Origin of the sequence: Fibrobacter sp. UWP2 (assembly GCF_900141705.1) — a bacterium.
Lineage (GTDB): Bacteria > Fibrobacterota > Fibrobacteria > Fibrobacterales > Fibrobacteraceae > Fibrobacter.
The window spans coordinates 1-11,588 of sequence record NZ_FQYM01000048.1 but is presented as its reverse complement, the minus strand read 5'-3'; the positions used below and the strand labels follow the sequence as shown (position 1 = coordinate 11,588).

Here is an 11,588-nt window from a genome sequence, read left to right as displayed (position 1 = left end):
GAAAAGAGCATGAAACTACTTGACAATGAAGCGCTAATAGCCTAGATTTACACCAGTTGGAGACCTGGATTTTCAACTAAAAAAGGGACAAATTCTTTATTTTCATCAATGTGATATCCATCAGCAGTTATGCTAATTGCACCAGCCTTACACACGCTTTCGCACTTCAAACATTTTCTACAACCATTAAACTTCCGAATCTGATAAGCAATTTTTCTTTGCAAATCGTCATGATCCGCAACATTCATTGTTCTTATCTTTACAGCATGTTCAAAACCATCAACGGTAAATGGTTGGAGAGAAATGATTGGAACATTTGTACGGACATCAAGTACAAGAACTTCATGAAGAAGTTTTCTACCTAATTCACGATTAATCTTTCCGAACGGCACAAACATATTCACGAGTTCGTCATCAAACGGACGTACTAATCTGTAATTTTTCGCATGGTCTTCGGCGGTGCAATTCGTGAACTTAATTTTGACATCGTCTGCAGCGGCCAAACCGTTTCCACCTTGGCGTGCTTTCCATGCTCCCGAATCCACATATTCTTCTGGATCGGGCTTTCCGATTTTTTCCGCAAAATGGATTAAGAAGTCTCGCCATTTCTTAGAATTTTCAGGCATGTAGATTCTACTCAAAAATTGAGCACGCTGATTGTTGTTTGGACAACACCAGCAACCTACGCGATCGTATCCTAAACGATACGCTTCGTTAAAATCAACATTCTCCGCCAATAGATAAAGCCATATATCGATATCTTTCCAGTCAATGATTGGTGAAGCCACTGTTTGCTTTTGAATTTTAACGGATTCCTTGCCGCTTTCAACACGATTGTACTTGCTTCGGCTAGCGCTTTCTGCGCGACGAATCCCGTAGAAGGTCAATATTTGCTGATTCCTATACAGCGAATTCAGCACGCGTGTAATCGGTCCTGTTTTGAACATCGAACAGCACCAACGCATAATTCGTGCCGGAGGACCAATGTCTTCGCAAACATCCATAAAATTTTGATCTTCATTGATAGAAGTTTCAAAAATTGCAAATAGATGGTCCTTCTTAAATCTCTTTGCGTATTCAACCGTTTGCGGAAATTCCAATGTCGTGTTTCCGAAAATATGAACAAGACTCGGATTGCCAAGCGCTTTCGTCACAATATCCGCTGTAACAGTAGAATCCTTACCACCAGAGAACGACAAAACAATATTTTCTTCGGGAAAATTGGAAGCTTCTCGCTTGATAAACGAGTGCGCTTCGCTAATCAAAGCATTTAGGCGATTTTTGTTAGCAGCAATAAATTTGCTTGTAAAGTCTTCAAAACACGCTTGAACTTTCTTAGATTTATTGTCTTTTTCGTTTTCCTTAATCAATGCGGAAAGGACATCGCAATCTTCCGTTCGGAAAGTTTTCGAAGGAATAGATTTCATCTTTCCATCGATATAATAGCGACTGTCTAAAGCCCACACAGAGCTCTCCGAATACTTCAAAGGTTGATTGTGAGCTAACAGGAGTTCCAACAGCAGTCTTTCCTCTGGAAAGACCGGACGCAAATCTGTTGATAGGAATGTTGTTGCTGAATGACAAAGCGGACATACGCTTTTGCCATTAACGCCATTAATCTGCTCTGGAGGCGTGATTATAGGAACACGACAGGATTGACACCAAAAAACCTGCGCAGATAGAAAACCGGAACTTTCGTGCAGTTCCTCGTTATTAATACGCAACGATGACTTTTTCTTCGTCAATCAAACCTCGTCAGTCACTCTTGCACTGGCAGTTTGATTACGCAATTTCCTGGAAACAAGAAAAGGCGCAGGTCGCTGCGTTTACTATGCGGGGCTAGGGAAAGCCTGTAAGTGAAAACGCGAGCAACCCACGCCCCAAAAGGGCAATGCACCACAGACCTACATTGCTGTAGGTATAGCACATCGAACCACGCCGTAAAAACGGCATGGCTGCGTGAGCCTCGCCTCACTCTCACTTACGTGAAATTTCCCTATTTCGCATAGAGAGCAAGAGCTAAACTCTATTTTCTTAAAAAATACATAATAATTTTGACAGTGGAGTGTCACACCCGAAATCGAAAGGCGCTTTGATAAAGAAAAGCGAAAAATCACCCTAGAACCCGCGTTTTTTTTGCATTTTCTCCCAATTGTCATAATCTGACAATTACGGCATGTATATTTGTAAGGGCGAGGTTCTATGCTGGTAACTTTCCTTATCGTGCTAGGTATTTTGGCTCTTTTCGGGGCTGGCGACGCAGGGGACGCCTGCGCCATTACCTTGCTGCTGAAAGTGCTGCCGTTCCTGATTTTCGTGGGGATTTTCGCATCTTTAATGTTCTGTAGCGGGTAAAAAGAAATAAAATCTTGCCTTTTCAACCATTTTATTGTATATTTGGTTTGAAATGCAAGAAACAAACGAGAAGAAACTGGAAAAAATGCTGAACGCGAACAGCGGCTACATCACGCGAAAGCAAGTCGACACCCACAAGATTCCCTCGTGGTTCTTGACGGATTTTGTACGAAGATGGGGTCTTGTCAAGATAGATAAGGGTTTTTACGCCCAGGAGCAATGGATCCGGGACGATTACCTTGTGTTTCAATACAAATATCCCAAATTCATCTTTTCACACGTTTCCGCACTATTCTTGCATGGGCTAACAGACCGCCTACCCGATTATTTCGAGGTAACCGGGCCCAAGAATTATAGGCCATTTTCTCCGAACCCTTCCGTCGCAATCCACACGGATTCTCGCGATGAAACCTACAGGCTTGGAATTTGCAAAATCAAGACTTCGCTTGGACATCTGGTGGAATGCTACGATACGGAACGAACGCTTTGCGACATCATCAAGAACAGCCGAAAGATCGATGCAGAAATTTACGGCAAAGCGCTCAGGCTTTACGCAAAATCAAAAGACAAGAATACCCGCAACCTACTCCATTACGCACAAATATTGAAAATAGAGAACAAAGTGGCGGAACTTATGACGGTGGTACTGAATGAAGATTAATAAGAATTCCCTGCAAGCGAGAATCAACAACCTCTCCAAAGAAATGAACGTTCACGCCAACGTCTTGCTAGTATCGTTCTTCTTTGATGCATTCATTTCAAGATTGGCCAAGTCAACATACGCCAACAAGTTTGTTTTCAAGGGCGGTTTCTATCTCGCTACATTGCTCGGCGTAAAGAACCGCTACACCGCCGACATTGATTTCCTTTTGAGAAGGGAAACTATGGACGAGAATAGATTGAGGAAAATTTTCACTGACATCATCGCAATCGATGCAGACGATTCTATCTCTTTTGAAATAAGTGATATTTCTCCAATACGTGATGAAGACGCCTACGGCGGATTTTCCATCCTTTTGACGGGACGCCTAGAGAATGTCAGACAAAGTTTCCATGTCGATGTTGCCACGGGCGATCCAATTACACCAAAAGATATCGAATACTCTTACCAAAGCCTCTTCAGCCATGAAACCATTGCGTTCCGAGCCTACAACCTAGAAACGGTTGTTGCTGAAAAACTTCAAACCATTCTTTTCCGAGGCCTGCTCAATAGCCGCTGCAAAGATTATTACGACATCTATATCATCAATCAATTGCAAAGGAATAACATCAATATTCCTGACTTGAAGAAATCTTTTGAAACAACTTGCCAATACCGCAAAACGCCTTTTAAAAAAGAAGAAGCTCTTTTGCTTCTAGAAGAAATTTCAAAGAGCGACATTCTTCAAACTCGATGGAAGAACTATGCAAAAAAAACTTCGTTTGCAAAAGATGTTCCATTTGAAGCGACAATTGAATCTTGCAAAGAGATTCTTGATTGTATTTTCTAACATTTCGGGGCTGGCGACGCAAGAGACATTTTCCAATAAAATTATCAGAACGCGATTGTCAAGTGGTTTATGCATTTTTTCCTCTTCCATCGGTACACAAGGTTGTGGTCCACAAGGTTGTGTACTAGGCGTTTGGCTTAAATTCTCACGCTGAGCACGGCGCCTTTGGTGTCGTCGTAGAATAGCGGGGCGATGGTGACCTTGGGCGGGGTCTGTTTTTCACCGACTTTTTCCTTGTAGAATACACTGCCGATGTACCAGCCGATGGAGGCTCCCATCAGGGTGCCCGCGACGGCGTCGGAGAACCAGTGGGCCTCCCCTTTTGCGCCGAGCACCATGCTTGTCGCGATATAGCCCGCATACAGGGCGCAGCCCGCCACGACGAGGGGCTTGTCGCGGTTGTAGCTTGCGATGCTCATGGCCATGGCCGCGTTTGTCATGGAATGCCCCGAGGGCCAGCCGTAAAAGACGCCGCGCCTAAAAAATCCCCATTTAAAATCGCGGGAACGCTCGCCGCTGTTGAGTTCCGCGTCGGGGTGCTCGCGTGCCGAAATCGCCTTGAGGATGTTGTTGTAGAGGAACGCCACGGCGGTAGCCTGCACGGCGACGGCACCGGTGTTGTTCAGCGTGCGGTTGTCGCTGATAAAGTACATGTACCCCGGAACAAGAATCGGGAAGAACGTCCCCATCATCATGCCGGGAGTGAACGCGATGCCATACGCGAGCTGGTCCTGACGCGCCGCAAAACGGGCAACCATCAAGTCGTTATTTTCCATCGAGAACTTGTACGTAAGCGCTCCACCGAGCATGTGGAATCCGAGCGGCCAGCCAAACGCACTCAGCAACATGTTATGGCCCAGGTGATTGAGCGGAGAAAGCTTTTGCGCGGTATCGACAGTCACCGAGGTTGTTACGGAATCTGCTTCAACAGCAGCGGAACCCGTGGCACAGGCAAAAGCCAAAACCACCATCCAACGAAGCGCTATTTTGTCTAGACGAAAAATCAAGATTTGACCTCGTTTATTATTTCGAGAGCGCCTTCACCCATTCGCGGACAACGGCTTCGGAATCCTTGACCTTGCTTCCGCGCACAGAAAGGGCGGTTTTCTTGTCGAATGCAGCACCCTTCGCCTGCATCAGCTTTTCGAGCGTAGGGAGGCTCCCTGCACCATCGGACGACCCTTCGTGAGAGAAGAACGCATAGACGTTTTTGCCTTGCAAGTTCGCCTGCTTCAGGAATGTCATCACGGGCATCGGCACGTCGTACCACCAGACCGGAAAGCCGACAAACACCGTCTTGTAACGTTTCATTTCTTCGTCGCTCAAGGAGAGGTTTATCTCGGGATAAATATTTCCGTCCTTTTCCTTTTTGGCAACATCGGCGGTCTCGTTGTAGTCTACGGGGTATTCTTCCTTGCGCAAGATGCGGGCGTAATCGGCTCCGACTTCGTCGGCAATCCAGTGTGCCATGCTCCGCAGGTGTCCAGACCAGGTGAAATACACGACCAGCACATCGCCTTTTTTCGAGAAATCCGCATCGGCGTTCTGGTCGGCCCTGTTACGTTCGGCGCAGCCCACCAAGGAGAGCAGGGCAAGCGCGAACGTTAAGACCGGGACGAAAATTCTTGCGAGTTTTTTCATGGAGCGTTTCCTTTTATCGTTTTGTCTATAAATTAAGCAAAACTCCGCATGGACGCAATAGCAAAATTACGGCTAGAATTATGGGTTTTACGGTTCGGAAATTTTTATAATTACCGGTTTGCGACGGGAACACCGGCTAGAGCACTAGAAGAGAGCCGCAACAACCTCGCCGATATCGCTGTCGATGCTTACCGAGCGGGTTCCGATGTCGTCGGGAGCGTAGGCCTGTCCGTAGTTGATGCAGGCGTAGGTGGCGTTCGAATTCAGGGCGGTCATTTGCCAGAACGGGTACTTGATGATTCCGGGGGTGTTCATGCCTACGCCCAGTTCCAGGAACAGCACGTTTCCGCCGCGCATGGCGTTACATCTGTCGAGAAATTCGCGGTAACGTTTTGCAGCGCGATGCCAGCCGTCGTCTTCAACGAAGGTGGAATCGGAACGCAGGTTCATGGACATGGGGCGGCCGCAAATGGGGCACCTGGGCAACAGTTCCGCAGGGACGGTCATGGCGCCGAACAATCCCGTTTCTTCCGAAAATTTCTGGGCATCGAACATGGCACGAATCTGCTTTTCGTTGTCGTAGGTGCAAGGGTGGCACGGCTTGCTGCATTGGAAAAGCCCGTAATCGCCCTGGGTGTAAAAGAGCCGTTCCTTATCAAAGCCCGCTTTCTGGAAACAATGGTCCACGTTGGTGGTAAGGACAAAGTAATCCTTATCCTGTAGGATTTTCAGGAGGTTTTCATAGACGGGTTTCGGGGCGGCCATGTAGCGGTTTATCATGACATAGCGGCTCCAGAAAGCCCACTTTTCTTCGGGTGTGCCGTAAGGAAAAAAGCCGCCGGAATACATGTCCGAAAAGCCGTACTTTACAGAAAAGTCAGCGAAGTACTTGACAAAGCGTTCCCCGGAATAGGTAAATCCCGCCGATGTCGAAAGTCCAGCGCCCGCGCCCACGACGACGGCATCCGCCCTTGCCAGCGCCTCTTTCAGTCTCGACACTTCGGCAGAAAAATCATCCGTTGAACTTTTCGAAAATCCGCGCATAGATAGCCTCGTCCTTTTCGCTGAAAACGTTGAAGACAACCTTCATGGGGCTTTGCGTACGGCGCTTCCATTCCAGCACCGTATCCACCGCGATTTGGGCGGCGCGTTCCGGCGGGAAACGGAATACACCTGTAGAAATACAGCAGAAGGCGATAGATTCCACACCGTTCCGGGCCGCAACTTCGAGACAGTTCCTGTAGCACGATTCCAGCAACTCGCAGTCCCGTTCCGTAAGGCCGTAGCCCACGATTGGCCCCACCGTGTGTAGCACGTATTTGCAGGGCAGGTTGTAGGCCTGCGTGATTTTTGCCTGTCCTGTGGGTTCGGGGTGCCCTTGCCGTTTCATCAGGGCGTCGCAAGCGCTACGGAGACGAACTCCCGCGAAAGTGTGGATGCAGTTGTCGATACAGCTGTGGCAAGGCTGCCAGCAACCCGTCATGCCGCTGTTGGCCGCGTTTACGATTGCATCTACCCTGAGAGTGGTGATGTCGCCGCGCCACAAAAACAGGGAATCGCCAAACAAGTCCGGCGCACCCGCGCTGAACCGCCTGCCGATACTTTCAATGTTCGCGACATCCGTTATTCCGCGGTCACGGATGGATTCCTGCAGGTATTCGTCCTGAATCCTGTAGAATTCATCGCTTGCGGGGGAGGCCTCCCGCACGTTCATCAAGGAACGCAACAGGATTTTCTGTCCTTCGGCGTCCGCGGGGATGGTCGGGCCGCTGTACCTGGGACTTTCCGCCAGTAGATACTTTATCAGGAATAGTCTGCGCTCTGCTTGGTTCATGTTTCCTCCCGGACGGTTCAGGGGCGGTCTTGAGTTGTGCGGCGAGGCCCTTCAGGGTCGTCTTCTCCAGTTCCATTTCCAGAGCCGTCTGCGCCGAATTCAGGGCCGGGTCCAACAGGCGATGGATGTTCCTGCCTACGGGGCACAGCGGATTCGGTTCCGGGTGGAAACTGAAGACGATCCGTTCCTCGTCGTTATCGTTGATGGCCTTGTAGACATCCAGGAGCGTTATCTTGTCGGCTGGCTGCGCAAGGTGAGAGCCCCCTACGCCAGGAGCCGTCTCAACCAGGCCCGCCTTTTGCAACTGCAAAAGAACCTTGCGGATGATGACCGCATTCACGCCGGTGCTGCCCGATATGAATTCCGAGGTCACCCGCTCCGCCCCCTCGAAGAAGTGGATGCAAAGCAAGGTATGGACCGCCGCCGTAAAACGAACGCTGACTTTCATAATCCACAATTTAACAATTGTTGCCTGCGCTCACGCGTGCCTTGGCCTATTTGTAGAACATTCCCGCCGTCATGTCCAGGTAATTTTCGCCGGAGTAGTTCGTAAATTCCTGCTTCATGGCGCTCTTGAATGCCGCCGGGTTCACGTTCTTGAGGGCAATATTCTTCATCACCTTCAGGTACTGGATTTTAGCACGGGCATCTTCCAGGTTTTCCACCGTGTAGTGCGACGTGAGAATCAGGGAAATCCCGCGGTCGATGTAGTCCGTGAGCTGCGCGATGATGGCATCGGCGTGCTTGCTCCCCGCCACGATGGAATGAACGTCGTGGCCCATCATGTGGGTGTAGACAACGTTGATTTCGGGAAACTCGATATCGAATGCCTCCTGGGTCGCGACAATGCGCATGTCGATGCCCGCGAGATTCAAAGTCTCGCCTTCGATAAAGTCTGTCGTCGCGTAAATGGAGCTGTCAAAAGCATCGCCAAAAGCCGCCGTGAAATTCTTGACCAGGGCCGCACCACCTCCGTTATGGTTGTAATCGTCGGCATGGCGGGTGCTGTAAACGGGAGCACCCTTCATGAAGGTCGCGCCCGCGCCATGGTAGGCAATCACCGTTCCCACGAATTCAACCGAAAGGCCCTTGATGTAGGCCTCCAGTTCCTTGATGTTGTCGAAGAAACAGGGGGCTTCGACCATGAACATCTTGCCGCCCTTTTCCAGCAAGAAACATTCGTCGGTTATCAGGTCGTTTGTCTTGTAGGCGTGCAGCTTGACCGCCCCGAAATCATAGACTTCCACGACGCCCTTGCCAAGATTTACGGTCTTGAAGTTGTTCTTTTCCATTTTGAATCTCCCTGGGCCAAGCCCGTTTTTGTTTGATTTTAAGCAGTTGTTCTTTAATTATTACAACACAAAATATATCCAATTATAGTTGTAATGTCAATAGAACAACTAGAAATTTAAAGTAAAAATTTGGTTACAAAAAAAACAAGGGTTAGTTAGAGTTTTCGGACGTTTATTCCACCGAGAATGTCGCCTTCACGTTCCCTTTGCCGAGAATCTGCTGGAGGCGTTTCTTGTTTACATTGTCAATACGGGCAAGGCGCGTGAAGTTCCAGGAATTCTTGTCGTAGTAGATGGTGATGGAATTGCCCTGGTAAAGGATGATGTCGCCTGCGTCGGTGTCGATTTGCTTGTCGTTGCGCGGGAAACTGCGCGGCAGTCGTGGTCGAAGGCGAAGCCTTCCTTGCCTTGCTTCATCTGTTCTTCGTTCACGATGTCCAGCATTTCCAGGAAGGACATGTCGGGAGAAACATCGTTGATCTTGACAGTTTCGAACTGTCCCTTGGTCTTGGCATCCTTCTGACGCCAAATCTTCAAAGTCAAATTCAGTCCGCTCATTATTTGTAGCTCCTAGTAGCGAGGTGGACGTTATCAAAGGTAAGAGGTTCCTTGGAAAGTTCCGGTGCGACACCGTCGCCCCTATGATGACCGCACAAGCCTTATCGCATATTAGTTCCTCCGGTTTGGCTTGTGCTCTCGCCAACACGACTCGTTCATACGAGTCGCTTATAGCTCACAGATTCCCAGACACCCACATAGCAGAAGTTTTCATCATCGCGCTTGGCTTCGCCAGCCCCAAATATCTTTGGGCGTTCCCGCACAACCTCATAAAACGAAGCCTTGCTGCCTTGAACATCAAATAAAAACGCTCGCAAGTCTTCGCCCCAAGGGGTCGCTATCCCTAACGCTACGGGGGAGGAACTTCCAGCCACGATTTTAGAGTTGAAAGCGGACATTTTGACCTGAGGGTATGGGCTCCCTGACAGGCACAATCCTCAATCACCATTCATTTACCAGAAAACCTATTTCCATTCATCATATGTCACAAATAGCATACCAAAACTTTCATACAGCTTTTTTGTTATCTTTTTTGATTCTATTCGATTATCATCAGGATTTCTAAACGAAATAAAAATCGTTGCAACCACAGTTTTAACATTCTTTGGAACAGAAGGCCATTTTATATATTTTAGCGAATCCGTGCGAGAAATACTGAACCTGTCAGCATAATAACCAACAGGATCTCGTCCAATCGGTTTTTTGGCATAAACAAATTCTTTTTCTTCATTCACTCGTTTAAACAATTGGTCAGCATATTCCAAATATAATGAATCTATGTGATAAGACACATTTTTTAACGAATCTTTATCTAAATATTTTTGTTCAATGGCAATCCACGCCGCACAAGAGAATAAATCCGTTTTGTAGCATAGACCTTCATTAGACATCCAAAAAGAAACTTTCCACTTGTCAGTTATGTAGCTCCATCTATCTTCAGCAACAAATCTACGTACTTTGCAAGGGAAAACACATCCTCCAAGCAATACGATTATTAAAATTAGAATAATTTTTTTTACCATTCCCAGAACCATTTTGTTTTCTCCCAATCAAAAATAAACCCATTCAACAGCGGTGATATAAGACCGGGTTCAACAAGTGATACTGATGAGTTAAAGATTGTTTTACCAATCAAAACTTCGACACCATGACCAATTGCATGAAAAGGTGATTTCGCAGGATCAAAGAAGTCATAATGTCCAATAGCGGGGCCCACTTCAGGAACTTCAAGATGCAATCCCCCCTCTAATCGCTGGCACGTTCCGCTTTCACAAAATCCCAACTTTGAAACAAAATTTGAATAGATATTCCCTCTATCCACAGTCCCATTTTCTACCGCTTTAGCCAAATCGCTTTCACGATTCATTCCCGCACTACGCCATCCCTTATCTACAGGAGATCTACGCAATTTATTTTTCTTCACAAACTGATCTGCTTCACTCAGTTCTTCATCAGGTGTATCATAAAACTTTTGGTTTGCCTCATTTACTTTGTAACTTATTCCCCAAGAAACACCAGAAATAGCCCCCCCTATAAGAGCTCCTGTTCCAAATCCATACAAAGTTGCTTTTGCAAAATCCTCTCCCTCCCAATCAGCTCTCAATTTCTTAAATGAATAGCCATCATTGCCATAAGCAACATTTTCTGTATATGTAGCAGCACTTGTAAAAGCCGAACCCACACCGGAACTCAAGGCACCATAACCCAAGGCTTGCAGAAGAGACATATTTGCAGCAAGTCCGCCAGTTCCCTGTGCCGCTGCTGCAAGAGTTGCCCCTCCGGTATTCCACGAAAGCCACCCAGCCGCGGCACCGATACCTGTATATGCAAGAGCCCTATCCCAATGCCAATCATCATAATGCCTTATTGTATAAGAAGTAAAGCCAACAAGAGCGCCTACTCCAGCAGCGATGGCATCATCCAAGCCAAACCAGAGGCCATTATAATCCATTCCATTGATTGGGTCGCCGCCATAAGTATAGGGGTTCGCAAACTGTCCTGCAGGGTCCGGCGTAAGCCATAGTCCAAAAAGCGGGTCATAGAATCGTGCACCGAAATAATACTTGTTTATGTCAGAATCAAATTCCTTGGCCTGCCAGCGTCTTGAATCTTCAGCATCGTCGTGGGCCAAGTCAATTAGAGTCCCGTATGGGTAATAGGCATACGCACTCTGGACTCCAGATGTATTTGCATAGCCCCTTATATTGCCCTGAACATCTGTCACAGGGAAATAGGCCGTCCCCTCCTTGCGATAGCCGCCAGCAATCAAGTCCTCTCGTACAAGACTATAATCTCCAATTTCTTCCTTACGATAAACGCCCACACGAATTTGTCCCTTTTTTAGTTGAAAATCCAGGTCTCCAACTGGTGTAAATCTAGGCTATTAGCGCTTCATTGTCAAGTAGTTTCATGCTCTTT

12 protein-coding genes and 2 pseudogenes are annotated in these 11,588 nt (G+C 47.5%); 3 read left to right on the top strand and 11 right to left on the bottom strand.

Annotation, left to right across the window (positions count from 1 at the left end; genetic code table 11):
- Positions 1–47 precede the first annotated feature (47 nt).
- On the bottom strand, positions 48–1,724 hold the full coding sequence (locus BUB55_RS13265) for a phosphoadenosine phosphosulfate reductase domain-containing protein (RefSeq protein WP_369828176.1): 1,677 nt from the start codon (positions 1,722–1,724) through the stop codon (positions 48–50).
- Between the two features lie 478 nt (positions 1,725–2,202).
- Between BUB55_RS13265 and BUB55_RS14645 the strand changes: the two genes are divergently transcribed.
- Genes BUB55_RS14645 through BUB55_RS13255 form a run of 3 tightly spaced genes read left to right on the top strand, consistent with a single transcriptional unit; the run spans position 2,203 to position 3,845 of the window.
- Positions 2,203–2,355 carry a hypothetical protein gene (locus BUB55_RS14645; RefSeq protein WP_173347431.1) on the top strand — a complete coding sequence of 51 codons (153 nt, stop codon included), beginning with the start codon at positions 2,203–2,205 and terminating at the stop codon, positions 2,353–2,355.
- A gap of 52 nt (positions 2,356–2,407) precedes the next feature.
- Positions 2,408–3,016 carry a type IV toxin-antitoxin system AbiEi family antitoxin domain-containing protein gene (locus BUB55_RS13260; protein WP_143153078.1) on the top strand — a complete coding sequence of 203 codons (609 nt, stop codon included), beginning with the start codon at positions 2,408–2,410 and terminating at the stop codon, positions 3,014–3,016.
- Positions 3,006–3,845: a nucleotidyl transferase AbiEii/AbiGii toxin family protein gene (locus tag BUB55_RS13255; protein WP_083597037.1), complete on the top strand. Its 840-nt coding sequence runs from the start codon at positions 3,006–3,008 to the stop codon at positions 3,843–3,845. Before BUB55_RS13260 ends, BUB55_RS13255 begins: the two co-directional genes overlap by 11 nt.
- 137 nt (positions 3,846–3,982) lie before the next feature.
- Here the strand turns inward: BUB55_RS13255 and BUB55_RS13250 are convergent, their stop codons facing one another.
- From BUB55_RS13250 to BUB55_RS13200, 10 genes and pseudogenes are all read right to left on the bottom strand, one after another.
- Positions 3,983–4,852: a phosphatase PAP2 family protein gene (locus BUB55_RS13250; RefSeq protein WP_143153077.1), complete on the bottom strand. Its 870-nt coding sequence runs from the start codon at positions 4,850–4,852 to the stop codon at positions 3,983–3,985.
- A 16-nt stretch (positions 4,853–4,868) separates the two neighbouring features.
- A complete protein-coding gene (locus BUB55_RS13245) occupies positions 4,869–5,486 on the bottom strand; it encodes a flavodoxin family protein (RefSeq protein WP_073192272.1) in 618 nt (205 codons plus the stop codon).
- Positions 5,487–5,630: 144 nt separating this feature from the next.
- Positions 5,631–6,530 (bottom strand): SIR2 family NAD-dependent protein deacylase, encoded by a 900-nt coding sequence (locus BUB55_RS13240; protein ID WP_073192270.1) that lies wholly within the window; start codon positions 6,528–6,530, stop codon positions 5,631–5,633.
- The gene (locus BUB55_RS13235; protein WP_073192268.1) at positions 6,499–7,320 is read right to left on the bottom strand and encodes a protein-ADP-ribose hydrolase; all 822 of its coding nucleotides are present in this window, start codon (positions 7,318–7,320) and stop codon (positions 6,499–6,501) included. Before BUB55_RS13235 ends, BUB55_RS13240 begins: the two co-directional genes overlap by 32 nt.
- A gap of 31 nt (positions 7,321–7,351) precedes the next feature.
- Positions 7,352–7,768, bottom strand: a pseudogene (locus BUB55_RS14640) (Rrf2 family transcriptional regulator); the annotation flags it as partial.
- Between the two features lie 46 nt (positions 7,769–7,814).
- Complete coding sequence (locus BUB55_RS13225) at positions 7,815–8,612, bottom strand: hypothetical protein (RefSeq protein ID WP_073055555.1); 798 nt, start codon at positions 8,610–8,612, stop codon at positions 7,815–7,817.
- A 172-nt stretch (positions 8,613–8,784) separates the two neighbouring features.
- Positions 8,785–8,934 carry a cyclophilin-like fold protein gene (locus tag BUB55_RS14795; RefSeq protein WP_369828175.1) on the bottom strand — a complete coding sequence of 50 codons (150 nt, stop codon included), beginning with the start codon at positions 8,932–8,934 and terminating at the stop codon, positions 8,785–8,787.
- A 50-nt stretch (positions 8,935–8,984) separates the two neighbouring features.
- Positions 8,985–9,170, bottom strand: a pseudogene (locus BUB55_RS14790) (succinate dehydrogenase/fumarate reductase iron-sulfur subunit); the annotation flags it as partial.
- Between the two features lie 464 nt (positions 9,171–9,634).
- Positions 9,635–10,204 (bottom strand): hypothetical protein, encoded by a 570-nt coding sequence (locus tag BUB55_RS13205; protein ID WP_143153076.1) that lies wholly within the window; start codon positions 10,202–10,204, stop codon positions 9,635–9,637.
- Complete coding sequence (locus BUB55_RS13200; protein ID WP_073192261.1) at positions 10,186–11,493, bottom strand: RHS repeat domain-containing protein; 1,308 nt, start codon at positions 11,491–11,493, stop codon at positions 10,186–10,188. Before BUB55_RS13200 ends, BUB55_RS13205 begins: the two co-directional genes overlap by 19 nt.
- Positions 11,494–11,588: the final 95 nt, after the last annotated feature.